The organism is Cryptosporangium phraense (assembly GCF_006912135.1).
Taxonomy (GTDB): Bacteria; Actinomycetota; Actinomycetes; order Mycobacteriales; family Cryptosporangiaceae; genus Cryptosporangium; species Cryptosporangium phraense.
Genome location: NZ_VIRS01000012.1, coordinates 64,882 through 90,231, shown reverse-complemented (window position 1 = coordinate 90,231; position 25,350 = coordinate 64,882). Strand labels below are relative to the sequence as shown.

At 73.7% G+C, this 25,350-nt stretch carries 21 protein-coding genes; 16 read left to right on the top strand and 5 right to left on the bottom strand.

The features are described from left to right. Window positions 1-102: 102 nt before the first annotated feature. From FL583_RS18265 to FL583_RS18235, 7 genes are all read left to right on the top strand, one after another. Window positions 103-1,563 (top strand): gluzincin family metallopeptidase, encoded by a 1,461-nt coding sequence (locus FL583_RS18265; RefSeq protein WP_142705885.1) that lies wholly within the window; start codon window positions 103-105, stop codon window positions 1,561-1,563. Window positions 1,564-1,664: 101 nt separating this feature from the next. Beyond that, window positions 1,665-1,898 (top strand): hypothetical protein, encoded by a 234-nt coding sequence (locus FL583_RS18260; RefSeq protein ID WP_142705884.1) that lies wholly within the window; start codon window positions 1,665-1,667, stop codon window positions 1,896-1,898. A gap of 1,470 nt (window positions 1,899-3,368) precedes the next feature. Then, on the top strand, window positions 3,369-3,722 hold the full coding sequence (gene nirD, locus FL583_RS18255) for a nitrite reductase small subunit NirD (RefSeq protein WP_142705883.1): 354 nt from the start codon (window positions 3,369-3,371) through the stop codon (window positions 3,720-3,722). Further along, entirely contained in the window at window positions 3,715-4,827 is a 1,113-nt protein-coding gene (locus tag FL583_RS18250) for a uroporphyrinogen-III synthase (protein ID WP_142705882.1), read from the top strand. Before nirD ends, FL583_RS18250 begins: the two co-directional genes overlap by 8 nt. A gap of 80 nt (window positions 4,828-4,907) precedes the next feature. Further along, a complete protein-coding gene (locus tag FL583_RS18245; protein ID WP_142705881.1) occupies window positions 4,908-5,651 on the top strand; it encodes a hypothetical protein in 744 nt (247 codons plus the stop codon). Window positions 5,652-5,661: 10 nt separating this feature from the next. Beyond that, window positions 5,662-6,312 carry an RNA polymerase sigma factor gene (locus FL583_RS18240; RefSeq protein WP_142705880.1) on the top strand — a complete coding sequence of 217 codons (651 nt, stop codon included), beginning with the start codon at window positions 5,662-5,664 and terminating at the stop codon, window positions 6,310-6,312. After that, complete coding sequence (locus tag FL583_RS18235; protein ID WP_142705879.1) at window positions 6,309-6,821, top strand: hypothetical protein; 513 nt, start codon at window positions 6,309-6,311, stop codon at window positions 6,819-6,821. The genes FL583_RS18240 and FL583_RS18235 overlap by 4 nt, the downstream gene beginning before the upstream one ends. Here the strand turns inward: FL583_RS18235 and FL583_RS18230 are convergent. From FL583_RS18230 to FL583_RS18215, 4 genes are read right to left on the bottom strand one after another with little or no spacing between them, the layout of a single operon-like run. Beyond that, window positions 6,814-7,554 carry a GntR family transcriptional regulator gene (locus tag FL583_RS18230; RefSeq protein ID WP_205752247.1) on the bottom strand — a complete coding sequence of 247 codons (741 nt, stop codon included), beginning with the start codon at window positions 7,552-7,554 and terminating at the stop codon, window positions 6,814-6,816. The genes FL583_RS18235 and FL583_RS18230 overlap by 8 nt on opposite strands. Beyond that, on the bottom strand, window positions 7,551-8,315 hold the full coding sequence (gene fabG, locus FL583_RS18225) for a 3-oxoacyl-ACP reductase FabG (RefSeq protein ID WP_142705878.1): 765 nt from the start codon (window positions 8,313-8,315) through the stop codon (window positions 7,551-7,553). Before fabG ends, FL583_RS18230 begins: the two co-directional genes overlap by 4 nt. Window positions 8,316-8,325: 10 nt before the next feature. Continuing rightward, a complete protein-coding gene (locus FL583_RS18220) occupies window positions 8,326-9,279 on the bottom strand; it encodes a phosphotransferase enzyme family protein (RefSeq protein WP_142705877.1) in 954 nt (317 codons plus the stop codon). Next, window positions 9,276-10,499 (bottom strand): class-III pyridoxal-phosphate-dependent aminotransferase, encoded by a 1,224-nt coding sequence (locus FL583_RS18215; RefSeq protein ID WP_420843159.1) that lies wholly within the window; start codon window positions 10,497-10,499, stop codon window positions 9,276-9,278. Before FL583_RS18215 ends, FL583_RS18220 begins: the two co-directional genes overlap by 4 nt. 362 nt (window positions 10,500-10,861) lie before the next feature. Between FL583_RS18215 and FL583_RS18210 the strand changes: the two genes are divergently transcribed. The 7 genes from FL583_RS18210 (at window position 10,862) to FL583_RS18180 (ending at window position 20,719) form a co-directional block, all read left to right on the top strand. After that, a complete protein-coding gene (locus tag FL583_RS18210; RefSeq protein WP_142705875.1) occupies window positions 10,862-12,436 on the top strand; it encodes an APC family permease in 1,575 nt (524 codons plus the stop codon). 11 nt (window positions 12,437-12,447) lie between these two features. After that, window positions 12,448-13,464, top strand: a complete 1,017-nt coding sequence (locus FL583_RS18205; protein WP_142705874.1) for an acetamidase/formamidase family protein — start codon at window positions 12,448-12,450, stop codon at window positions 13,462-13,464. Further along, window positions 13,461-13,913, top strand: coding sequence for a GlcG/HbpS family heme-binding protein (locus tag FL583_RS18200; protein WP_205752246.1), 453 nt, complete (start codon window positions 13,461-13,463; stop codon window positions 13,911-13,913). The genes FL583_RS18205 and FL583_RS18200 overlap by 4 nt, the downstream gene beginning before the upstream one ends. Window positions 13,914-14,092: 179 nt before the next feature. After that, window positions 14,093-16,336 (top strand): serine/threonine-protein kinase, encoded by a 2,244-nt coding sequence (locus FL583_RS18195; RefSeq protein WP_170323722.1) that lies wholly within the window; start codon window positions 14,093-14,095, stop codon window positions 16,334-16,336. Between the two features lie 8 nt (window positions 16,337-16,344). Next, the gene (locus FL583_RS18190) at window positions 16,345-18,570 is read left to right on the top strand and encodes a propanediol/glycerol family dehydratase large subunit (protein ID WP_142705872.1); all 2,226 of its coding nucleotides are present in this window, start codon (window positions 16,345-16,347) and stop codon (window positions 18,568-18,570) included. Beyond that, window positions 18,567-18,920: a diol dehydratase small subunit gene (locus tag FL583_RS18185; protein ID WP_142705871.1), complete on the top strand. Its 354-nt coding sequence runs from the start codon at window positions 18,567-18,569 to the stop codon at window positions 18,918-18,920. The genes FL583_RS18190 and FL583_RS18185 overlap by 4 nt, the downstream gene beginning before the upstream one ends. After that, window positions 18,911-20,719: a diol dehydratase reactivase ATPase-like domain-containing protein gene (locus FL583_RS18180; RefSeq protein ID WP_142705870.1), complete on the top strand. Its 1,809-nt coding sequence runs from the start codon at window positions 18,911-18,913 to the stop codon at window positions 20,717-20,719. Before FL583_RS18185 ends, FL583_RS18180 begins: the two co-directional genes overlap by 10 nt. A gap of 37 nt (window positions 20,720-20,756) precedes the next feature. Here FL583_RS18180 and FL583_RS18175 read toward each other — a convergent pair whose 3' ends face one another. Beyond that, entirely contained in the window at window positions 20,757-21,629 is an 873-nt protein-coding gene (locus FL583_RS18175; protein ID WP_142705869.1) for an LLM class flavin-dependent oxidoreductase, read from the bottom strand. Between the two features lie 79 nt (window positions 21,630-21,708). Here FL583_RS18175 and FL583_RS18170 point away from each other — a divergent pair, with 79 nt between their 5' ends. Then, complete coding sequence (locus FL583_RS18170) at window positions 21,709-24,192, top strand: serine/threonine-protein kinase (RefSeq protein WP_170323721.1); 2,484 nt, start codon at window positions 21,709-21,711, stop codon at window positions 24,190-24,192. A gap of 53 nt (window positions 24,193-24,245) precedes the next feature. Further along, window positions 24,246-25,178 carry a DNA-3-methyladenine glycosylase family protein gene (locus tag FL583_RS18165; protein ID WP_142705867.1) on the top strand — a complete coding sequence of 311 codons (933 nt, stop codon included), beginning with the start codon at window positions 24,246-24,248 and terminating at the stop codon, window positions 25,176-25,178. Window positions 25,179-25,350 lie beyond the last annotated feature (172 nt).

Sequence of the window (25,350 nt, the reverse complement as noted above, 5' to 3'; positions counted from 1 at the left end):
GGGCGTTAACCGACATTTGGGCATTGCTCACTCCGCCGTTTCCCGGTGGCGGGAAAGGGCCATGATGGGGACCGTCAGTGACGACGGAGGAGGATCGACGTAGTGACGACAGTGCGCGAAGCAGGGGACCCCGCGGCTCCGACCGCAGACGAGGTGAGCGTCTGGGAGGACGATCCCGGCGCCCCGCCCTCGACCAGGACCCCGGTCTTACGTGCCCGGCCACCGTTACGGACGGCGCCGCTGCCGATCGACGTCGCCGGGGGCGTCCCGGCCGACTCCGAGGGCGTCGTGCGGTACTGGACCGCGGCCGAGGCGCTGGGCCGCACGGTCGCGCTCTACGCTCCGCTGTTCCCGGCCGGGGCGTTCCCGGACGGCGCGTCCTGGAACCCGGCCGTCGGCGACACGCTGATCGCGAACCTCGAGGCCGGCACCGACCTCAACGCCTACTACGACCGGCAGGGCCTCTCGTTCTTCCGGCAGCACGTCTCCGGGGTGACGGTCTGGTCGGGCGAGAGCCCCGACATCGTCAGCCACGAGACCGGCCACGCCGTGCTCGACGCGCTCTGCCCGTGGATGTGGGACGCGGCCAGCGCCGAGATCGCGGCCTTCCACGAGTCGTTCGGCGACATGACCGCGGTGCTCTCCGGGCTGCGCCTGGCCACGCTGCGCGAGCAGGTGATCGGCGAGACCGGCGGTGAGCTCTCCCGGTCGTCGCGGCTGTCCCGGCTGGCCGAGCAGCTGGGCTGGGCGGTGCGCCAGCTCGCGCCGACGTCCGCCGACCCCGACTGCCTGCGCAACGCGTCCAACGAGCTGTTCTACCGCGACCCGGTGTCGCTGCCGCCGAGCGCGCCCGCGAGCCAACTCTCCAGTGAGCCGCACTCGTTCTCCCGGGTCTTCACCGGCGCGTTCCTGCGCTCGCTGGCCGGCATGGTGCACACGGTCGCCGGTGGCGCCCCGGTCGACGACGCGGCGCTGCGCACCGCCGGTGAGGACGCGGCGACGCTGCTCGTCACCGCGGTCGTCGGCACCGCGGCCGTGCCCGCGTTCTACGCCCAGGTCGCCGCGCACCTGATCGAGGCCGACCAGGAGAAGTTCGGTGGCCGGTACACCGAGGCTCTGCAGGCGGCGTTCGTCCGGCACGGGATCCTGTCGCCGGCGTCGGCCGAGGCCCTGTCCGACGGCGGGGACTCCCCGGACGAGAAGCCGCCCGGCCGGCAGATGACCGCCGGCCCGCCGTCGTCGCCCCCCGCGTCGACGTCCCCGGTCGAGGTGCCGGGCCGCCAGTACGGGCTGGCCGACGTCCTCACGGTTCGGGCTCCGGTCGACGCCCCGCGGTTCGCGGTCGCGCCGGCTGCGCCGTCCCGCGGTGAGCTCGAGCCGACCCCGGGCGAGGACGTCGCGGCCGCGTTCGTCGAGGACCTGTTCCGCCAGGGCCGGGTCGCGGTCCCGCGGGAGCTCCGGCGCGGGTTCACGCCGGCCACGGCCGTCGACAGCACGCTCCGGACGCATCAGGTGGCCGACAACGGGCACGGCCTGGAGCTGCAGCGCCGAGTGTTCGACTGAGATTGGGTCGCTCGCCCTGGTCCTTTACGGGCCGGGGCGAGTTACCGTCGAGTGCGACGGGTAAGCCCTTGGCGGCACCCGCCGACGTTCGGGAGGCAGACATGTCCGCTGCAAAGCCGTCCTTGGACGCTGCGGAGCAGGCGAAGTTCTTCGCCGACCTGATCGCGCGCGGCGAGGTCGTCGAGGCCGACGACGTCGAGCGCGAGGCCCGCGCGGCGACGAAGGTCGACCCGGAGAGCGGCGAGCCGCTGCCTCCTGGGGTTACGCACGAGATCGTGCGCGACGAGAACGACCAGCAGCCGGTCGTGAAGCGGCGCCGGTACTCGGCGTTCTGAGGCCCTGACCGCCCGGCCCGGGCGGCCGCGGGTCGTGGCGCGCCGTTTCGGCGAGCGAGCGCGCTCGGCGCGCCCGGCGCGGAGGCGTGCTCGGTGCGGAGGCGTGCTCGGCGCACGCGCGGCTGTTGTCGGCCGGCCGCGACCGGCCGCGATCGGCCGCGATCGGCCTCCAGGCCTGCTCGGCCTGGAGGCCGCGGCCTCCGTCCGCTACCCCGGTGCTCGGGTGCACGACGGGTCGGTCCTGCTTCCGTGCCTGCGGACGCCGCCGGGCGCGCCGTTTCTGCCACGCTGACCGACGGCCCGGTGCTGGGCTGATAGTGCCGGTGGCCGGTGGCCGGGCCCGGGCTCGATGGCCGCGGCTGAACTCGGGTGCCCGAGCCCGGCGTTCTCGCGATTCGTTGTGCCGCGCCGACGTTCCGGTGATCTGGGCGAGCGCGTTGCGATCCAGGGCCCGGTACGCGATGGTCGGGGTGGTGGCCGATCGGCTGGTCGTCGGCGAGGCGTCTTCGGCCGGACCGGACCTGTCGACCAAGCTCGGCGTACTTCGGCGCCGGGGCGGCCCGCTTCGGTCGGCGCACGGCTGCTCGACGCGGTGTCTACCAGGGTCCTGCGCTCCGATGATGCGCCCACGCTGGTGGGTGGAGGCTGCGCACGCCCCGCAAGATCGCCGGCTGCGGCGAGGAGTGCGCCTGGGGCCTGTTCGGAAAGCTGCGCAGCCAGTCGTTGATCGCGGCGATCGCCGGTAGCGGACGGTCGAACGCTGGTGGGTGGCCGCCGTCGCGGCCTCGGCGTTTGCGCTGGTCGATGCGGTTGCTCGGGCCCGGGTTCGTGGCAGGTATCCCACGTCACCACAGGCGGGCCCAGTGGCTCAGAATTCGGCGCCGGCCCGCCGGCCCGCCGGCCCGCCGGCCCGCCGGTCCGCCGGTCCGCCGGCCGGCGGGTCACGCGGACGGCCTCGAACACGGGCCGAAACTGGGGTGAGTCCGCGGCCTGTCCGGCGGTGACCGGCAGCACCAGTGGCGGCTGACCCGCCTCGTCCGGCCAGTGAATCGTGCTGGGTGGGCCCGGACCACGGTCGAGTCAACCGGCGCACCCCTCACCCGGCGGGCCAGCGCCCGGGACCGCAGGTCAGCGACGACCCGTGCCGCCGCGCTCCCGGTCCCTGAACAGACCGCAAGCGCTCTCCCACGGCCGCTAGCGCTCCGTCCCGCCGCGGCGGACCCCGCCATCGGGATCCCACCGACGACCTGCTGCGGCGTCCGGCCACCCGGCCCTTGGCCCGGGCAGAAGCGTCATTTCGACCGCGCTCGGCTGGAACCTCTGCTCCGGCCAACGGATCTTTTCGCCGGGGAACTCGGTGCGAAACCGTTCTGACATATATCGACCGGATTCTGAGCGTCTAGATCCGGACCGGTGCACCTGGTCGGCGAGCCCCGGCGACCCGGACCGGGCCCGACCCGGGAGGTAATGATGACCGCTTCGCTGATCGCCGTTGAGTGGCGCGTGGCCTGCCGGCTGACCGACCTGCTGCCCGAGCGCGGAGCCTGCGCCCTGTTCGACGGCGCCCAGATCGCGCTCTTCCGATCGTGGGACGATCAGGTCCAGGCCGTCGGAAATCGGGACCCGCACACCGGGGCGCAGGTGATGGCCCGGGGCCTGGTCGGCATCCGCAACGGCCGCCGCGCGGTCGCGTCCCCGCTGAACGAGCGGGTGTTCGACCTCGCGACCGGGGAGTGCCTGTCCGACCCGGCGGTACCCGCCCTACCGACCTGGCCGGTCCGGGTCCGAGACGGCATGGTGGAGGTCGAGCTGTCGCGTGGGTGAGCTCGACGGCTTCACCGTCGCGGTCACGGCCGAACGTCGCCGGGACGAGTTGGCCGCGCTGCTGGCGCGGCGGGGAGCCCGGGTCGTGCTGGCCCCGGCCCTGCGGATCGTCCCGCTGCGCGACGACGCGATGCTCCGGGCCACGACCGAAGCCCTGCTCGCCGACCCGCCCGACGTCGTCGTCGCCACCACCGGCGTCGGTTTCCGCGGCTGGCTGGAGGCCACCGCGGGCTGGGGCCTGGCCGAGCCGCTGCGGGCCGTGCTGACCGACGCGACGGTGCTGGCCCGCGGGCCCAAGGCCCGCGGCGCGATCCGCGCCGCCGGCCTGACCGAGGAGTGGAGCGCCTCCTCCGAGACCAGCGCCGAGGTCCTTTCCTACTTGCTGGACGCCGACGTGGCCGGCAAACGGGTGGCGATCCAGTTGCACGGCGAGCCGCTCCGGGACGTCGCGTCGGCGCTGGTCGCGGCCGGTGCCGAGGTCGTCGAGGTCGAGGTGTACCGGTGGCGGCCGCCGGACGACCGGGCGCCGTTGCGGCGGCTGGTCGAGTCGATCTGCGCCGGTGCGGTCGACGCGGTGACGTTCACCAGCGCGGCCGCGTCGGCGAACCTGCTGGCCACGGCGGACGAGGCCGGTCGCGGCGAGGCCGTGGTCCGGGCGTTCTCGTCGTCGGTGCTGGCCGTGTGCGTCGGGCCGGTGACCGCGTCGGTGCTGGAGCGGCGGGGGATTCCGGTGGTGAGCCCGGAGCGGTACCGGCTCGCGGCGATGGTGCGGACGGTCTCCGACGCGCTGCCGGCGAAGTACCCGACGTTCCGGGTGCAGGACCACACCGTGCAGGTGCGGGGGTTCGCGGTGCTGCTCGACGGGGCGCTGGTGCCCGCGCCGCCGGCGTCGATGGCCGTGCTGCGGTCGCTGGCGTCGCGGCCGGGGCGGGTGTTCAGCCGGGCCGAGCTGCGTGCGGTGCTGCCGGCCGGGGGTGCCGGGGATCACGCGGTGGAGATGGCGATCACGCGGTTGCGGGCGGCGCTCGGGGCGGCGGATCTGGTGGAGACCGTGATCAAGCGCGGGTACCGGCTGCGGACGGATCGAGTTTTGTCGCCGGTGTGAAGCAACCTGGGGTTCGGTCGGGCGTCTGAACGGGTGAAGGGCCGGAACGCGGCCCGTGATCCTGGGAGATGGTCGTGTCCGTGCCCCGACTTCGTACCCGCACGCTTCTGCTGGCTTCGGCGGCGACCGTGGCCCTCGTCGTCGGAGGCGGGTTGGCGGCGAACGCCGCGATGTCGTCGGACGGGCGCCCGGCCCCGGTGCCGTCGCCGACCGTCGCCCAGGCGTCGAAGCAACCGGCCCCGGTGCCGCCGAAGACGGCTGTGCCGCCGAAGGCAGCGGTGCCGAGCCCGACCGTCGACGGGCCGCGGGACTGCGCGACTCCGGCCGAGCCGGCCCAGACGGCCGCGCCGGTCCCGCCGAAGACGGCGGCCTCGCCGGTCCCGGCCCAGACGGCCGCGCCGGTCCCGGTCCCGGCCGAGACGGCCCCGCCGAAGACGGCGCGTCCCGCGCCGCCGAAGGACGCCCAGCCGGTCCCGGCCGAGACCGCGCCGCCCGCGCCGGCCAAGTCGCCGGCGACCGCGACCCCGGCGCCCGCGTCGCCGCCGGCCACCGCGCCGGACTGCACCTCGGTCACCCCGGCGCCGGTTCCCCCGGTCGACGAGACCGCGCCGCCCAAGGCGGTCCCGGCCCGGCCGAAGCCGGCTACGACCGCCGCCCCGCGCCCGGTCCCGGCCCAGCCCGAGCCGGCCGTCACCGCGGTCCCGGCGCGGCCGAAGCCGGCCACGACCGCCGCGCCCCGCGCGGTTCCGGCTGATCCCGCGCCAGCGGTGAGCGCAACCCCCGCGCACCCGGCGCCGGTGGCGCCGAAGCAGTCGACTCGATGAGGATGGCCAGGTGACGACGTTCCTGCTGCCGGCCCCGGCCCCCACCAAGCGACGCTGGTGGGGCTGGCTGGCGCGCTGGGTCGCCGGCGCCGACGCCGACCCCGGCACCCTGCCGATCGGCTCGGAAGAGCTCTCCTGGGGCGCCCCCGGAGCGGTACCGGCCGCCCCGAACGGCAGCGACCAGACGCTCGTCGAGCTGTACCACCACCGCCGGCTCGCGCTCGTCCGCCTGGCCGTCCTGCTGGTGGACGACCTCCCCACCGCCGAGGACGTCGTCCAGGACGCGTTCGCCGCCGCGTACCGCCGCCACGGTGCCGCGCTGGCGGGCGTCGACAACCCGGACGGCTACCTGCACCGGTCGGTGGTCAACGCGGCCCGGAGCGTCCTGCGCCGTCGCAAGACGTTCCGGGCCGCACCGCCGCGGGTCGAGTACCCCCCGGCCACCGACGAGGGCGTGATCCTGGCCGAGGAGCACCGCGAGGTGCTCGCCGCGCTCGGGACGCTCCCGCAGCGCCAGCGCGAGGTGCTGGTGCTGCGCTACTGGTCCGACCTGTCGGAAGCCCAGATCGCCGAGACGCTGAACATCTCGCGCGGAACCGTGAAGTCGACCGCCAGCCGAGCCCTCGACGCGCTGGAGAAGCTGCTGGAGGCCCGGAGATGACGCTCACGGACACCGAACGGCGGCTGAGCTCGGCGCTGGCCGCGCGGGCCGAATCGATCACCGCCGCCGACCTCCGCCCGCCCGCGCCCCCGACCGGCAGCGCCCGCCCGCCCGCGTCGAACGTCCGCTGGCTGTTCACCGGTCTGGCCCTGGCCGCCGCGTTCGCCGCGATCGCCGTGTTGGTGCTGGTCACCCAGGTGCGCGAGACCCCGGTCCGGCCCAGTCACCAGCCGGCGAGCAAACCGGCCGTCCCGGCCCCGGCCGGGCCGTCGCCCACCGCGGTACCCACGCCGTCGGGCAAGCTGCCCGCGACCCCGGCCGATCCGCGGGCCGAGACACCGGCGCCGCCGGCGGCGTCCCGGGGCGTCGAGGCCTCGCCGGGCGAGACCGCGCCGGTACCGAAGCCGAACCAGTCCTCGTCGCTCCCGCTGCCGACGACCGGCGCGGTCGCGACGACGACGCCGGCGCCACCGCCGTCCGTCGTGAGCAGCGGGCCCGCGCCTAGCTGATGACGCCGAGCTCGGTCGCGCCCGGTGCCCGCACCAGGATCCGGGTGCGGTCGCCGCGGAACAGGTCGTGCGAGAACTCGAACGGGACGCCGGCCGCGTCGGTGGCCGTGCGGGTGATCGACAGCAGCGGCGCCCCGGCCGCGACGTCGAGCACCGACGCCTCGTCGGGGCCGGCCGCCACCGCCTCGATGTGTTCCACGGCCTCGGTCGGACGCACCCCGTAGTGCTCGTCGAGCAGCTCGTACACCGAGCCGCCGAGCGGGAGCTCCAGCAGCCCGGGGAACCGCTCGGCGGTCAGCCGGGCGTGCTCCAGCGACACCGGGAGGCCGTCGGCCAGCCGGATCCGCACGATCTCGACGACCAGGCCGCCCGGTTCGAGCTCGAGCGCGGCCGCGGTCGCGTCGTCGGCCGCGCTGATCCCGGCGCTGATCACCCGCGACCCGGCGGTGAACCCCTGGGCCCGCAGCAGCGCCGGGACGCCCACCACGCGGGAGAGGTCCCGCTCGATCTTGGCCCGGCTGACGAACGTGCCACCGCCCCGGCCGGGGACCCGGCGCACGACGCCGGACTGCTCGAGGACGCCGAGCGCCTGCCGCAGCGTCGTGCGGCTGACCCCGAGATCGCTGGCCAGTTCGCGCTCCGAGCCCAGCCGCTGTCCGGGCTCCAGCGACCCGGACGTGATCAGCTCCAGCATCCGGCTGCGGGCCGCCTCGACCGCGGTGCCGTCGGTCACGCGGTGGCGATCGCTTCGAGCGTCTCGGGCAGCGTCTGACCGCCGTCCACGACGATCGTCTGGCCGGTGATGAACGCGGCCTCGTCGGTGGCCAGGAACAGGCACGTGTTGCCGATCTCCTCGACCGTGCCGAGCCGCCGGAGCGGAATCGACGCCTCCATCACCCGCTGGTAGTCCTCGCCCAGGACGTTGAGCCCCTCGGTGAGGACGTTGCCCGGCAGCACCGCGTTCACGGTGATCTTCGCCGGCGCCAGCTCGAGGGCCGCGGTGCGGAGGAAGCCCAGCTGGGCCGCCTTGCTGGCGCCGTAGTGCGACCAGCCCGGGTAGCCGGTGATCGGACCGGTGATCGACGACGTCAGGATCACCCGCCCGTGCCCGGACGCGGCCAGCGCGGCGGTGCACGCCTGCACCGCGAAGATCGTCCCCTTGACGTTCGTGCCGAAGACCTCGTCGACGTCGGCCTCGGTCAGGTCGGCGAGCTTGCGGTCGGGGAAGATCCCGGCGTTGGCGCACAGGACGTCGATGCCGCCGTGCCGTTCGACGGCCGCCTCGGCGACGGCCCGGCACCCGTCCACCGTGGAGATGTCGGCCGCGACCGCCGACGCCCCGATCTCGTCCGCGGCCGCCTGGGCCACCCCGAGATCGCGGCCGACGATCAACACGGACGCCCCCGCGTCGGCGAAGACCCGGGCGATGCCCTTCCCGATACCCCGCGAGCCCCCGGTGACGATCACCGATCGCCCGGCCAGTGAAGTGAACATGGGATCCCCCTCAGGTGTGGGTCGACAGGTACTGCTCAGCCAGCGCGCACGAGCCCGCCGTATAGCCCGCGCCCAGTTCCGCGGCGATGTCCACAGTAGAGTGGGACCCGATCCACGCGGTCAGCAGCAGACGCCGGAACAGCACGAACGTCCAGATCTCGGCCTCGTCCTCGGCGGACAGCGGGGCCACCGAGCGGTATCCGCGGACCCAGGCGTCGATGACCTCGGGCACCTCCGGCAGGTGCTCGACGAAACTCAGCGCCGCACCCAGATCGTAGAGGTACCAGCCGAACCCGCAGTCGTCGAAATCGATGACGCTCACCCCGTCCGGCGACGCCAGCAGGTTGGCCAGGCGCAGGTCGGCGTGGATGAGCCCGTACCGTTCGGGGCTGCGGCCGAAGCGCTTCAGCCGGTCGCGCAGCGTCGATTCGAGGCGCTCCAGAACCGCCAGCTCGGCCGACCCGACGCCCGGCGAGGCCCGCCAGTCGCCCCAGCGTCCCGGGCCGTCGGAAGAACCGAACGCGGCCGGAGCGTCCCAATGGAAACGGACGAACCCCGGGGGGCGAGCCCACCCACGCGCGTGCTGGTGCATGCGCGCGGTGAGCGCGCCGAGCGGTTCGAAGTCGGCCCGCAGGTTGTCCTCGGACGGCTCCCGGCCGGGGAGGAACTCGAACAGGACGCAGTCGCGGTCCGGGCCACCGGCCGGGTCGGCCACCGTCACCACGCGGGAGCCGTCCGCGGCCGGGATCACCCGCGGGGTCCGCACCCCGGCCTCGGCGCGCAGCGCGTCGAGCCAGGCCAGCTCGGACGGGATCGCGCCCGGCGGGTGGTACCCCAGCCGGTGCACCCGCAGCACCCGGGTGGAATCGGCCGCGCGGACCAGATAGGTCTCGTTCTCCGAGACGTTGAGGAGCTCGACCGAGGCGGTCAGCCCGTACCGGGCCACGGCGGCTTCGGCGATCACCGGGCGTCGTCCTTCGACAAGCGGATCGCCTCCCGGGTGCGCTCCAGGATGTCGGCCGCCAGCGCCGGCGTGACCAGCAGACCCGGCTTGTACTGGAGCACCCGCGGGTCGAGCGTGGAGAAGATCGCCCAGATCCCGCCCTGGTACAGCCGGCGCATCACGTACTTGGCGCCCTCGCGGTGCGCGAACTCCAGCCCGATGACCACGCCGTCCTTGCGGATGCCGACCAGCCAGTCGGGGAACTCGGCCCGGATCGCGGCCAGCCCCTCGGCGAAGATGCCGCTCAGCGCCTCGACGTTGTCCCTGGTCTCGGCCCGCAGCGTCAGGTCCAGGGCCGACAGCGCGGCGACGCACCCGAGCTCGGCGCCGCCGAACGTCGAGATGTGGCCGAAGCCGTCCTCGGTGAGCCAGGCCGCGGCCTCGTCGGTCGCGAGCACGGCGGTGATCGGGTAGATCCCGCCGGACAGCCCCTTGCCGGTGACCAGGATGTCCGGGTCGACGTTGTGCTTGGTGATGCCCCAGAGTGCGCCGGTGCGTCCGAGGCCGGTCTGCACCTCGTCGGCGATGTAGAGCGTGCCGTGGTCCTCGCAGAGCCGCTTGACCGCGGCCAGATAGCCCGGGGCGGGCATCGGGAAGCCGTAGGTGGCCGGGATCGTCTCCATGATCACCGCGGCGACGTCGTCGCCGCGCAGCGCGTCGGCCATCGCCCCGAGGTCGTTGAACTCGACGTGCGGGAAGTCGGCCGGGGCGTCGGAGAGGAACATCCGCGAGAACCGGTCGTCGCCGGTGCCGACGGCCAGGCCGGTGTGCCCGTGGTAGGCCTTGACGATCGAGACGATCTTGCGCCGCTTGGTGGCGTGCCGGGCGGACTTGATCGCGATGTCGATCGCCTCGCCGCCGCCGCTGCCGTAGATCACCTTGGTCAGGCCGGCCGGAGCCGTGCGCACCAGCGCCTCGGCCAGCGCGGTGCGGGCCATCGACGGGAAGTGGTGGTTCCCGACGTCGAACCGGTCCATCGCGTTCTTCACCGCGGCCAGCACGTCGGGGTTGCGGTGGCCGAGGTTGTACGTCCCGCCGTTGAGGTGGACGTCGATCAGCGTGTGCCCGGAGACGTCGTGCAGGTGGTAGCCCTCGCGCCGATCGATGACCAGCGGGACGCCCTCGTCGATCCAGAACCGGGTCTTCCCGGGGTTCCAGTACGACTGGGACGCCTCGAGCATCGCGTCCTTGGAGGCCCACGGGAAACCGCCACCGGCCAGTGCGGCGGCGAGCTCGGCGACTCGATCGGTGGACTGGTCGGGTTGAACGGTCATGAACACGACCTTCCGCGCCGGGGCCGGGGGAGCAATCCGCCGCGCTGCGGTAGAGCCATTAACTAACCCTGGTCAGACCGATTCGTCAATCGGTCGCACCGAAACAGGACCGTAACGGTCCCGCTATTGATCGAGGGTCTTCACGGTGCCACGATCCCCGGTGTCGCGACGGTGAACATCAGTCGCTCCCATTCCTTCGACAACCGGACGCGACGCTGCGCCCTGGCGAACTCTCCATTCCGCTGGTCAGTCAGGAAGGGCGTGGGCCCGTGAGCACCACAGAAGACGTCTCAGCCGAGTCCGAAGGTCTGGCTCCCCACGAGGTACACCGGCTCAAGCCCGGCACGATCGGGCTCTGGGCGGTGCTGTTCATCGCGCTGGCCAACGCGGCCCCGATCACCGCGATGACCGGCAACGTGCCGATCGCGATCGGCTACGGCAACGGCATCGGCGCACCGGCCGGCTTCTTCTTCGCCACCGTGATCCTGACGATCTTCGCGATCGGCTACGTCACGATGGCCAAGCACATCACGACGACCGGCGCGTTCTACGGCTTCATCTCGCACGGCCTGGGCAAGGTCTGGGGCATGGGCGCCGGCCTGATGGCGACGCTCGCCTACGTCGTGTTCGAGGCGTCGCTGATCGGCATCCTGGCCTCGTTCACGAAGAGCACGATCGAGAACTTCGGCGGGCCCAAGATCAGCTGGATCGTCTACGCGCTGATCGGCATCGCGATCATCGCCGCGCTCGGGTACTTCGAGATCTCGCTGTCGGGCAAGATCCTCGGCGTCTTCCTGGTCGCCGAGGTCGTCATCCTGGCCGCGCTGGGCATCGCGATCCTGGTCCGCGGCGGCGGCCCCGACGGCATCGAGGCCGGCGCGATCAACCCGGTCAACGCGTTCGGTGCGGTCGCCAGCGACCCGCAGGCGGCGATCACCGGCAGCGCGGCGATCGGGCTGTTCTTCGCGTTCTGGTCCTGGGTCGGGTTCGAGACCACCGCGGTCTACGGCGAGGAGTCGAAGGACCCGAAGCGGATCGTTCCCCGGGCCACGATGATCGCCGTGATCGGCCTCGGCCTCTTCTACACGTTCGTGTCGTGGATGGCGATCGCCGGCAACGGGCTCGACCAGGCCGTGGCGATCTCCCGCGGCAGCACCGGCAACGCGTTCGACCTGTTCTACGGCATCACCGACCGGTTCCTGGCCGGCTGGGTCAAGGACGTCTACGAGGTGCTCGTCGTCACCGGCTCGTTCGCCTGCGCGCTGGCGTTCCACAACGCGGCCTCCCGGTACCTGTACGCGCTCGGCCGCGACGGCGTCGTCGACGGTCTGAAGAAGACGCTCGGCTCGACGCACGGCAAGCACGGCTCGCCGCACATCGCGTCGATCACCCAGACCGTCATCACGCTGCTGATCACGCTCGGCTTCTTCCTCCTGCAGAAGCCGACCGACGCGGCCCCGGACGTCGCCTACGTCCACCAGTACGGGCTGATGGCGATCCTCGGCACGATGGCGATCCTGATCGTGCAGGCGATCTGCTCCATCGCGGTGATCTGGTACTTCCACGTGCGCAAGCAGCACCCGGAGACCGCGAGCTGGTGGCGCACGTTCCTGGCCCCGCTGATCGGTGCGATCGGCATGCTCTACGTCGTCTATCTGCTGTTCACGAACATCGACTTCGCGGCCGGTGCGGCCGCGGGCAGCCCGGTGTTCAAGGCGACGCCGTACATCGTGCTCGGCATCGGCATCGTCGGTGCGGTCATCGCGCTGGCGCTGAAGTACCGCAGCCCGGAGCGGTACGCCCGGATCGGCTCCACGGTGATGGCCGAGTCGCACGAGCGCTGAGGAGGCCGGCGGTGCCCAGCTTCGACTACCAACCGGACCCCGACGTCGATCCGGCCGGACTCGTCTACACGTTCGGCGGCGCCGCCCCGGTCGCGTCGTTGAGGCCGGGCACCGTACTCACCACCTGGACCAGAGACTGCTTCGCGGGCGTCGTCCGCTCGGTGGACGACCGCAGCTCGGAGCTGTGCGACCCGCGCTACCTCAACCCGCAGACCGGTCCGTTCCACATCGAGGGCGCGGAGCCCGGCGACACGCTCGCCGTGCACTTCATCTCGATCGAGCCGCGGGAGACCTGGGGCGTCAGCACCACGGTCCCGTTCTTCGGGGCGCTCACCGCCACCCCGGTGACCCCGCTGCTCCACCAGGCGCTGCCCGAGCGCACCTGGATCTACGACCTCGACCGCGTGGCCCGCACCGTGCGCTACCGCGCCCTCGATTCGGACTTCACCGTCGACCTCCCGCTCGACCCCATGCACGGGACGGTCGGGGTGGCGCCGGCGCTGGGCGAGGTCCGCAACTCGCTCGCGCCCGGCGACTGGGGCGGCAACATGGACACGCCGGAGATGCGGGCCGGCGTCACCTGCTACCTGCCGGTCAACGTTCCCGGGGCGCTGTTCAGCTTCGGCGACGGGCATGCCCGCCAGGGCGAGGGCGAGACCTGCGGTGTCGCGGTCGAGACCGCGATGGACACCGCGCTGGTCGTCGACGTGCTCAAGGGCCGGCCCTGCCGCTGGCCGCGGATCGAGAGCGACGACTACCTGATCACGACCGGGTCCACCAAGCCGCTCGAGGACGCGTTCCGCATCGCGCACTCCGAGCTCGTCGGCTGGGTGGCCACCGAGACCGGCCTGAGCACCCTGGACGCCTACCAGCTGGTCTCCCAGGCCACGCTGACGCCGGTCGCGAACGTCGTCGACACGGTCTACACGATGACCGCGAAGATGCCGAAGTCCGCGCTGCCGGGCGTGACTGCGATGGGCGGGGTGCACCGCAGGCTGAAGGCCGTCGCCGAAGCCTGGCGTCGATGAGCATGATCGGGCCCGAGACGATCGGGCCGGACCTCGACACCGCGCTGCTGCTCTGCGCCGCTGCGCTGGCCACGGCCAAGGGCCTGGGGGCGCTCGTCTCGGTCGCGGTCGTCGACGGTGGCGGCAACCTGGTGGCGTTCGTCCGGATGGACGCCGCCGAGATCGCCGGCCCGACGCTGGCCGTCGACAAGGCCTACACCGCGGTGGCCCACCGGGTCGCCACCGACGTGCTCGGGGCGCTGGCCGCGCCGGGCGGCCCGCTCCAGGGCCTGGCGTCGGCCGCCGGGGGCCGGTACATCTGCTTCGGCGGCGGCAAGCCGCTCTGGGCCGACGGGCGGGTGGTGGGCGGGGTCGGCGTCAGCGGCGGCACGGTGGAGCAGGATGTCGCCTGCGCCACGGCGGCCGCCGATCGATGGCCTTACGCCGCTCCTGCGGATTCCGCATCATGAACAGATGGGCCGTTCGGCGGACGTTACGTAATCAGGGCAGAGGAGTTCGGTTACCGAGACGGTCGGCATCTAGCCATACTTTTCGCCGCCAATTCCCCCTAGTCCCCCTAGCTCGGCAGAATCGCGTTCGTATCAGCGGTGGTGGCAGCGGAGCCCGAGATGCCGGATGGACGTGGGTCATGCTGATGAATCGCGAGCGCTTGGGCGCCGCCATACCGGCCTATGAGGTCGGTGAGCGGATCGGCCGAGGCGGGTACGGCGTCGTGTACGCCGCCCGTCACCGGCGGATCGGCTGGCAAGCGGCGGTCAAAGTGCTGGCGGACGGGGAAACGGACGCGGAGCTCCGCGAGCGCTTCCTCTCCGAGGCGACGATGCTCGCCGAACTCGACCATCCGCACATCGTGCGGATTCATGACTACGTCGAGAGCGAAGGGCTCTGCCTGCTCATCATGGAGCGGGTGACCGGCCCGATGCTGCATCAACGGCCCGGGCTGACGGCGATCGAAGCCTGCGGCGCCGGTCTGGCCATCGCCGACGCGCTGGCTGCGGTCCACCAGCGCGGCCTGCTGCACCGGGACGTCCGCCCGGAGAACGTGCTCTACACGAACGACGGAATCCTCAAGCTGGTCGGGTTCGGCACCGTTTCCGACGGTGCGTCACTGGTCAGCGCGGCCTCCGGGACACCCGCCTACACCGCGCCCGAACGGATCCAGGGGTTCCGGATCGGCCCGGCGACCGACGTCTACTCGCTCGGCGTCGTGCTCTACGAGCTGTTCAGCGGGAAGCTGCCGTTCAGCCGCGACCTGCCGCTCTCGGCGCTGCTGCACCACCACGTCAACGTGCCACCACCGCGATTGCTCACTGTTCCCCGGTCGCTCTCGGCCGTGCTCGACCAGTCGCTGAGCAAGGACCCCAACGACCGGCAGCGGTCGGCGCACGAGTTCGCGATCGACCTGGGCCGCGGCGCGGCCGAGGCGCTCGGCGTGGACTGGCTCGACCAGGTCTCGGTGCCGATCCGGGTGTCGAGCCGGGTCCGCAGCGCGGCCCGGGGGCGGATGGAGGGCGTGACCCGGATGGGGTCGCTCGAGGCCGACGAGCGGTCGCTGACCGCCCGCGCGAGCGTGGCCGTCCCCGGTCAGACCAGTCCGAACCGGGCCCTCGCCGGTTCCCCTACCAGCGGCGCCCCCGTCTCCGGGGCCCCCGCTCTCGACGCTCCGGTCAGTGGCGCCCCGGTCAGCGGCGCCCCCATCTCCGGTGCCCCGACGTCGGGCTTCCCGCGGTCGGGCGGTCGCCCGGCCTTCGACGAGGGGCCGCCTCCGCCGGAGACGAAGTTCCCCGACTACGACGATCCGGACGACTGGCCGCCGGCCGACGAGGGCGGGCGTCCGCGCCGGCCCTGGTACCGCCGTCCCGGGATCCTCAGCGCGATCGGCGCGGTCACGGTCCTGGCCGTCACCGGCGTGACGCTGGCCGTGCTCGCGCCCTGGAAGTCCGATTCCGGCGACGGTGAGATCGCGATCCGCACGACCACGCCCCGCGGCCTGGTCGTCGACGGCTCCGGCAACCTCTACGTCAGCGACGTCTCCAACCGGCAGATCCGCAAGGTGACGCCGTCCGGCCAGGTGTCGGTCGTGGCCGGCACCGGCCCCGAGGTCAGCCCCGGGTCCGGCGGCGACGGCGGGCCCGCGATGAAGGCCCAGCTGGCGTACCCGCAGTCGCTGGCGATCGGGCCCGAGGGCAGCCTCTACATCGCCGACACCGCCGAACGGCGGATCCGGCAGGTCACCGCGGACGGCAAGATCCGGACCGTGGTCGGCGGCCAGCCCACCGCCAGCGAGAGCGACGACCTGACGAACCCCCAGGCGGCCCAGCTGCCGAACTTCTTCGTGATCGCCACCAGCCGCACCGGCCAGCTCTACATCGCCGAGTCGGGCAGCGGCACCCAGCGCGTCCGCCGGCTGGGCACGAAGGGCCTGACCGTCGTCGCCGAGAACCCGACCGAGGAGACGACGGCGGGGACGCCCGACAGCTCGGCCGCGCTGGACCAGATCCGCTCGATCGCGGTCGGCAGCGACGGCCGGGTCTACGTCGCCGACCGGGGGCACCACATCATCTGGGGCTTCCAGGTCAACGGCGACATCGAGCCGGTCGCGGGCGGCGGCACGCTGGCCGACTGCCCGTCGAAGATCGTCGCGAACGGCCCGGACGCGCTCGGCATCAGCTCCGAGAACGCGCTCTACGTCGGCTCGTACGGGGTGTGCGAGCTCCGGAACGGCGGCTCGGCCCGGGAACTCGTCAGCGGCCGGTACGTCGATGCCGTAGCGGCCGGGCCCAATGGTGTCGTCTACTTCCTCTCACAGAACGCGATCTTCAAGCGCACGTCGGGCGGCGATCTCACGCAGATCAGCATCAACCTCAACTAGGAGACTGCATGGGCGTGGGGCGGATCCGGGCCTTGGACGCCCAGCGCGTGAACCTCGACGGGTTCGCGGTCGAGAACCCCGATCTCGGCCTGGTCGCGCTGCGCTCGCCGCACGACCCGGAGCCCTCGCTCCGGCTGGTCGACGGCCGGGTCGTCGAGCTGGACGGCGTGGCCGAGGACGACTTCGACACGATCGACGCGTTCATCGCCGTCCACGGGCTCGACCTGGACGTCGCCGAGGAGGCGATGGCCTACACCGACGTCCAGCTGGCCCGGATGCTCGTCGACTTCGCGGTCCCGCGGCAGCAGGTGGTGCGCCTGATCGCGGGCTGCACCCCGGCGAAGCTCGCCCGGGTGCTGGCGCTGCTCCGGCCGGCCGAGCTCACGATGGCGATGACCAAGCTGCGGGCCCGCAAGACGCCCAGCAACCAGGGGCACGTCACGAACCGCGCCGACGATCCGCTGCTGCTCGCCGCCGACGCGGCGACCGCGGCCGCCTACGGCTTCCGCGAGCTCGAGACCACGGTGCCGGTACTGGCCGACGCACCCTCGAACGCGGTCGCGGTGAGCGTCGGGGCGGCCGTCGGCGCGGCCGGCGTCCTCGTGCAGTGTTCGGTGGAGGAGGCGCTCGAGCTGGAGCTCGGCCTGCGCGGGTTCGTCTCCTACGCCGAGACCGTCTCGCTCTACGGCACCGAGGACGTCTTCACCGACGGCGACGACACGCCCTGGTCGAAGGCGTTCCTGACGTCGGCCTACGCGTCGCGCGGGATCAAGATGCGGGTGTCGTCCGGAGCTGGGGCCGAGGTCCTGATGGGTGGCGCGGAGCGCCGCTCGATGCTCTACCTGGAGTCGCGCTGCGTGGCCCTGGCCCGGGCGATCGGCGCGCAGGGCGTGCAGAACGGAGGCATCGACGGCGCGTCGGTCGCGGCCGCGGTGCCGAACGGCGTGCGTGAGCTGATGGCCGAGAACGTGATGGTGATGGCCCGCAACCTGGAGGCCTGCACCGGCAACGACGCGCTGATGAGCGAGTCCGACGTCCGGAGGACGTCGCGGACGCTGCCGATCCTGCTGGCCGGGTCCGACTTCGTGTGCAGCGGGTTCGGCACGATCCAGCGCTACGACAACATGTTCGGCCCGAGCAACTGGAACGCCGAGGACCTCGACGACTGGCTCGCGATGCAGCGTGACTGGGGTGTCGACGGCGGCCTGCGGACCGCTCCGCCGGACTCGCTGGAGGCGCTGCGCCGGCGCGCCGCCGAGGCGGTGCAGGCCGTCTACCGCTGGTTCGGCCTCGCCGACCTGTCCGACGAGTCGGTCGACGCGGCGGTGGACGCCGTCGGGTCGAAGGATCTGGTCGGGGACGACGCTCTCAGCGTGCTGAACGCGGCCCGGACGATCCGGGAGAGCGGCCTGTCGATGGTGGACGTGGTCGCGGCGCTGGCCGAGTCGGGGTTCGAGGACGAGGCCGCCCGGATGCTGGCGATGCTGAAGGCCCGGGTCGTGGGCGACTACCTGCAGACCGCGGCGATCTTCACCGAGGACATGTCGGTGCTCTCGGCCGTGACCGACCCGAACGACTACGCCGGTCCGGGCACCGGGTACGAGCCGTCCCCGGCCCGTCGGAAAGAGATCGACGACATCCGGCAGGCGCGGTCGGTGGAGGACCTCCGGGCCGAGCAGGCCTCGTGGGCGTCGGACGCGATCTCGGTGGCCGGGCCGGGTCTCGTCGGGACCGATCCGCGGGACGTCGTGATCGGCGTCTCGCCGGCGACCGGCCGGGAGATCTGGCGGACGCTCTCCGGGCTGACCGTCGTCGACGTGCTCCGTGAGATCCTGGCCGGGATCGAGGAGGAGGGCTGCGTCGGGCGGGTGGTGCGGGTGAACGACACGCTCGACCTGGGCATGATCGGGCTGTCGGCGGCCCGGTTGGCCGGGTCCGGCGTGTCGGTCGGGCTGCAGGCGAAGGGCACCGCGCTGATCCACCGGCGGGACCTGCCGCCGCTGGCCAACCTCGAGCTGTACTCGGTGGCGCCGGTGCTGGGACGGGGTGACTACCGGCTGCTCGGGGTGAACGCGGCCCGGCACGCGCGAGGCGCGATTCCGGAGCCGGCCAAGAACCCGTACACCGACGAAGCGATCGAGGCGCGGTACCACACCGCGGTGGTGTCGCTGATCGCGGTGGAGCGGGGCTGCTGCGCGCCGATCGGCCCGGACGAGCTGAAGGTGGCTGAATGAAGGCCTTTTCTGGGCGGGCGCTGGACTCGGTGACGTTGGACTCCGTGCGGGCCGGTGAGGTGTCGGCCGATGACCTGCGGATCCATCCGGAGACGCTGGAGCACCAGGCCCAGGTGGCTTCGCAGCACGGCAACCCGCAGTTGGCGGCGAACTTCCGGCGGGCCGCCGAGCTCACCGCGCTCGACGACGACGACGTGATGCGGATCTACGAGGCGTTGCGCCCGCGCCGGAGCACGTTCGAGGAGCTGTCCGAGATCGCCGATTGGCTGGCCGAGCGGGGCGCGGTGATCAACGCCGAGTTGGTGCGGGAGGCGGCCGCGGTCTACCAGCGGCGCGGTCTGTGTCGCTGAGGGTCGTCGCGGGCGTCGACGTCGGCAACGCCACGACCGAGGTCGTGCTCGCCTCGGTCGCGACCGGCGAGCCCGTGGCCTGGGACCGGACGATGACCCGGGGTGTGAAGGGCTCGCCGTCGTCGGTGCAGGGTGCGGCGGCGTTGGTGCGCCGGTTGGTGCGGCGGGTGGGTGGGGAGTTGGTGGGGGCGGCGGTGGCGCCGTTGCGTCCGGTGCGGGTGTCGGCCGGGGTGGTGCGGGCGGCTCCGGTGGATACGGGGCGGTTCGCGGTGGTGGCGGCTGGGGTTTCGTCGCCGGGTGGGTCGGGGGTGGGGGTCGGGCGGCCGGTGCCGTTGGAGACCTTGGCCCGGGTGGCCGGGCCGCTGGCCGGCGGGCCGCCGGTAGGCGGGTCGGTGGCGGGCGGGTCGGTCGTGGTGCTCGTGGCGGGTGGGTACCGGGAGGCGGTGCCTCGGCTGCGGGAGTTGATCTCGGCGGGGGCGCCGATCGTCGGGGTGCTGCTGGCCGCGGACGAGGCCCGGTTGGTGGCGAACCGGCTCGGCGCGCCGGTGCCCGTCGTCGACGGGGTGGACCTGTCCGAGGTGGCCTCGGCGTCCGCGGTGGCGGTGGAGGTCGCGGAGGCCGGACGTCCCTTGCGACGGCTGACCGATCCGTTGTTCCTGGCCGGTGCGTTGTCGGCCGGGGCGTCCGAGACCGCTGCGCTGCGCCGGGTGGCCCGCCGGGTGGCCGACGTCTCGAGCGCGGTCGTGGCCGCCCTCCCGGTGGCTCCGCCCGTCGTCAGCACCCCTTCCAGCCTCATTCGGACGCCGTCCGGCGACGTGTCGCTGGCCGACGCGGCGCGGCGGGACGTGGACGCGATCGCCTACGTCCTCGAGGGCGCCGAGCCGGTGGACGTGGACGACCTGGCCGTCGTGGACGTGGGGGCGCTCGCGTCGTCACTGCTGGTGCGGGCCGGAGCCGGGGAGTCGGGGTTCGTGCTGGCCGGGTTGCTGCCGTCGGGCGGGCCGGTGCCGGCGTCGGAGTTGCTGGCGGAGGCGTTGGGCGTGCCGGTGCGGTGCGCGCCGAGCGAGGCGTCGGCCGCGTTGCGCGGAGCGCTGACGACGCCGGGCGCCCCGCCGGACGCAGTGGTCCTCGACCTGGGCGGCGGGACCGTCGACGTGGTCGGCGCCGGCGTCGGTCCCGGCGAAGCCGGGGGCGGCGCGGGTGTGGCCGGGGGCGGCGCGGGTGTCGGCGGCGGCCTCGCCGAGGGCGGGGTCGACGGAGGCAGGGGCGGGGTCGGCGGGGCTGGGGGCGGGGCGGTCGGGGAGCGGGTGATGGCCGGTGGGGGAGACCTGTTGACCGCGGCGGTGGCGCTCGGGCTGGGGGTGACGCGGGGCGTCGCGGAGTGGGCGAAGCGCGGTCCGGCCGTGCGGGTGGAGACGCCGCAGTTGGCGACCCAGGAGGACGGCGACAAGACGTTCCTGCCCGCGCCGCAGCCGCCGGGCACCGTCGGATGGCTCGCGGCGCCGGGGCCGGCCGGTCTGCTGCCGGTCACGGTCCGGATCGGACCGGCCGAGTGGCGCTCGTTCCGCCTTTCGTTGAAGCAGGCCGTGCTGGGCACAGCGGTACGGCGCGGGCTGGCCGGGGCGTCCGGCGGAACCGTGCTGGTGGTCGGCGGCCCGGCCGGCGACGACGAGGTGCTCCGGGTGGTGGACGCCGTGCTGCCGGACGGCGTCGGCCTGGGCCGTGGAAACGTGGCCGGCCGACTGGGTCACCGCTATGCCGTCGCCTGGGGCTTGGCGCTGTCGGCCGCGCCGCGATAGCCCCAGCCGGGCCACCCCCGGCACCGGCGCCGGAGGGTCAGGTGCCGGTCAGGCGTTCGACTACCGGGGCCAGATCGTCGATGGCGGCGGCGTTGGCGGCGACGTACGAGATGCCGAGCTCGTCGCGGCGCCTCGACAAGCGATCGGCCATCTCGGCCGGAGTGCCGGTGAGCACGCCGATCGCCCCGCGGGCGGCCAACTCGGCCGGAGTCCCCCCGAGCCACCGCTCGAGCCCGGGAACCGGCTTCTCACCGACCGCCGCGAGGTTGAGCGCGAGCTCGATCTGCTCGAACCGGTCGCCGGCCGATTCGCGGAGAGACCCCACCGCCTGGGCGAGCGCCGCCTCGTCGGCCGACGGCGGAAGCGCGATCGTGATCGTGTCGGCGACCTGAGCCGCCAGCGTGAGAATCCTCGGCCCCGCCCCGGCAACGAGGATCCGCGGCCCGGTCCGGGCCCCCACACCGCCCGGGTTCGCTGCGCCCGGCCCAGCAGTGCCCGGGGCCGCGGCGGCGCGGACGGCCTCGGCGGCGGCTCCGACGCGGGCGATGCGTTCCGCGGCCGGCGGGAACTCGGTGCCGAGCTGAGCCGCGAGGGCCTCCGCACCCGGGCGGCCGGTGCCCAGTCCGAGCTCGAACCGTCCATTGGAGAGCCGATCCAGCGTACGGCTCTCGGCCGCGATCGACGACGGCGTACGCACCGGCGCTACCAGCACGAACGTCCCGACCCGGAGCGCGGTGGTCGCCCCCGCGGCGATCCCCGCGGCCGGGAACGGCGACCCGGTCTCCGGCACGTCCGGCACCAACAGGATGTCGTACCCGAGCGACTCGGCCCGCCGGGCCAACCCGACCCACTCGTCCCCACTCATGGTCGGCGCGGCCACCAGGCCGAACCGGAACCGCCGATCGGACATGTCATCTCCTTGGCTTGTTTCCGGGTTGAGACTTCCACGCCGTTGTGGACGGTACGAGGACGGAACGAGACTTGACCGGATGATCGTCGATCGTGCGCGTATCGAGGAGGCGCTACCCGGCTACGAGCTGGGTGCGGAACTCGGTCGCGGCGCTTTCGGTCTCGTCGTGGCCGGCACCCACCGCCGGCTCGGGCGTGCGGTCGCGATCAAGGTGCTGGGGGAGCAGGGTCCGTCCGAAGACCGGTTCCTGGCCGAGGCCCGCGTGCTGGCCGACTTCGACCATCCCCACATCGTCCGCCTGCACGACTACGTGGAGTACGACGGCCTGTACCTGCTGGTGATGGAGCGGTTGAACGGCGGGAGCCTGGGCGCGCGCGGCCTCGGCCGCGTGACGCCCGAGTACGCGTGCGGACTCGGTCTCGCGGTCGCGGACGCGTTGTCGGCCGCGCACGGCCGACGGATCCTGCACCGGGACATCAAACCCGACAACCTGCTGTTCGCCGGGGACGGGACGGTCAAGGTCGCCGACTTCGGGATCGCGAAGCTGTTCGACGGGACGACGGCGGCATCGAGTTCGTTCGTCGGGTCGCCGGTGTACATGGCGCCGGAGCAGGCGTCGCTCGGCCGGCTCGGGCCGGCGACCGACCTGTACTCGCTGTGCGTCGTGCTCTACCGGCTGCTCACCGGGCGGCCGCTGTTCGCGGGGGAGTTGTCGCCGGCCGCGATGCTGGTCGCGCACCAGGCGACCCCGCCGCCCCCGATGCCGGACGTCGCGACCCGGGTGGCGGCGGTGATCCTGCGCGGCCTGTCGAAGGACGTCGACGACCGGCAGCCGACCGCGCGGGCCTTCGCGCTCGACCTGGCGACGGCGGCGGCCGGGGCGTACGGCTCGGACTGGCTGGCCCGGGCCGGTCTGCCGGTGCGGGTGGGGGACGACGTCCGCGACGCGGCCCGGTCGGCCCGGCCCGGCCGGGGAGGCAGCGGGGTCCGCCCGTTCGAGACGACGGTGGGCCGGCGTCTGCCCGACTGGCCCTGGGGTCTGCCTCCGACCCGCCTGGACGAGGTGTCGTCCGGCCCGCTCGAGCTCGGACCACGCCCGATCCCGCGTCCGGCCGGCCGAGATCCCGCCACCGGGCGTGGCGCCGGTGGGCCGGGCGCGGCCGGGCGCGGTGCCGCGGCCGGCCGCGGCGCTGGTGGGCGGAGAGGCGCCGTCGGCCGAGATCCCGCCGCTGGCCGGGCTGGCGTTGGCGGGCCGGGCGCCGCCGTCGGGCCTGATGGCGCTGCGCAGGCCGTGGCCGCGGGACCGGAGGGCATCGATCGGCGGGCTCGCGATCGCCTTCCGGCCGAGCCGGACCGGGAGGCGTGGCCTGCGCCGGCGGCGGGTGTCGGGGCCCGGGGCGATCCGGGCGGCGGGCGCGCGGACGTCGTCGCCTGGGGACCCCCACGGGACGGTGCGCTCGTGGTGAGCGCGACCCCGGCCTGGCTCTGGGCCGACTCGGACCGCCCCCGCGGCCGGCTGGCCCGCCTGCTCCCACGGGGACGGGCGATGGCGGGTGGGGCGGCGATCCTGGGCGCGGCCCTCGCCGCGGTCGTCGTCGGGCTCGGCGTCAGCACGCTCTCGGCCGGCCCGGACGTCGTCCCCGGCCCGGGCAGCGTCGCCGTCGGCGGCACGACGATCTACGTCTCCGACCCCGCCCACAACGAGGTCCGGAGGATCGACGCCCGCGGCCTCTCCGGCTCCTCGCCGGTCGTCGTGGCCGGCAATGGTTCCGACGGCTTCTCCGGCGACGGCGGCACCGCGGTGAAAGCGTCGCTCAGCAACCCGGGCCCGCTCGCGCTCGACGGCAACGGCAACCTCTACATCGCCGACCAGGGCAACCGCCGCGTCCGCAAGGTCTCCTCCGACGGCACGATCACGACGGTCGCCGGCGGCGGCAACCGCCCGGTCAGCGGCCGGACCCGCAGCACGTCCGTTCGCCTGTCCGAGCCGTTCACGATCACGGTGAGCCGGAACGGCGTCCTCTTCATCGCGGAGCAGACCCGCAATCGGGTCAGCCGGGTGACCGGCGGAACCATCGAGGCGTTCGCCGGAACCGGACAGACCGGCTTCGGCGGCGACGGCCTGTACGCGAGCTGGGCGCTGCTCAACACGCCGACCGCCGTCGCGGTCGACCCGGACGGCGAGCGGCTGTACATCGCCGATCAGGGCAACCGGAGGGTCCGGGTCGTCCGCGTCGGCTCCGGCTTCATCCGGACGTTCGCCGGCGACGGGACGACCGGGCCGTTCCGCAACAACGTGCAGGCCACGATCGTCGGCATCCCGAGTGTGTACGCGCTGGCGGCCGCGTCCGACGGGACCGTCTACCTCGGTGGCGGCGACGCCCGCGAGGTCGACGCGCTGGGCTTCGTGCGGCCGGTGGCGCTGCTGCGCACGGTCTCGATCAGCGTGACCCGCCCCGGCGACGTCTACTTCGTCGCCGACGAACGGATCGCCTCCGGTGGCCACGTCCACCGGCTCTACCACCGCACGCCGGAGGGCGATCTGTTCCGGATGCCGTGGTGAGCGGAACTGTCGGAGGGGAGGGGTAGAACCGGGGGCGTCGGAAGGAGGGTCTGGTGACTGCCATTGTCCTGACGCCCAGCGGGCCGTTCTCGCTCGCGGCCAGCACCCGGTTTCTCGAGGGCTTCGGCCCGGCTCGGTACACCGGCGCCGACGACGGCGTCCTGCGGTTCGCGTTCCCGGTCGAGACCCCCGGTGCCGAGTGGCCGGCCGTGGGGCTCGCCGTGATTCAGCGCGCCGACGGCGCGGTGGTGGCCGATCTCGACGACGAGGTCCCCGACGACGTCCGGGCGCGGGCGTCGACGCAGCTGGCGCGAATCCTCTCGCTCGACGTCGACGGGTCCGGGTTCGCCGCGATCGGGGCGGCCGATCCGGTGGTCGGTGCGTTGCAGGCCAGGTTCGCCGGTCTGCGTCCGGTGTGCTTCTACTCGCCGTACGAGGCCGCCTGCTGGGCCGTGCTCAGTCACCGGGTGCGCATCGCCCAAGCGGCCGCGGTCAAGGCCCGGATCGCGTCTCGGCACGGCGAGCGCCGGACGATCGCCGGGGTCGAGATGTTCGCGTTCCCCGATCCGGCGACGCTGCTCGCCACCAGCGAACTCGAGGGCGTACCGCAGCCCAAGGTCGAGCGCCTGCACGCGCTGGCCCGGGCCGCCGCCGAGGGGCGCCTCACCGGCGAGCGGCTCCGCGCCCTGGACCCCGCCGAGGCCATGGCCGACCTGCAGCGCCTGCCCGGCATCGGCCCGTTCTCAGCCGAGCTGACGCTGATCCGAGGCGCCGGCGCGCCCGACGTATTCGCCCAGGCCGAGCGCCGGCTGCACGCGACGATGGTGCAGCTCTATCGACTCCCGGGCAGCGAGCCGGCCCGGCTGAACGAGGTCGCCCGTCGCTGGTCGCCGTATCGGAGTTGGGTGTCGGTGTTGATTCGCGTCTACCGGGAGTCGCCGGACCGCCCGGTCGAATTGCCGGCCGGCGTCCTGGCCGAGCTGTAGCGCCGGACCGGCGCGTCGGGCCGGCGAAGCCGCGGGTGCACCCCCGGCCGGCGGCGGCCGGGCCCAGCCGGGCAGGTAGGGGCCGGGCCCGGGTGCGGCATGGCCGGGTGGGCAGGGGCTGCCGGGCGGAGGGCGGTCGGGCCGGGGGGTTGCCGGGTGCGGCGAGGCCGGG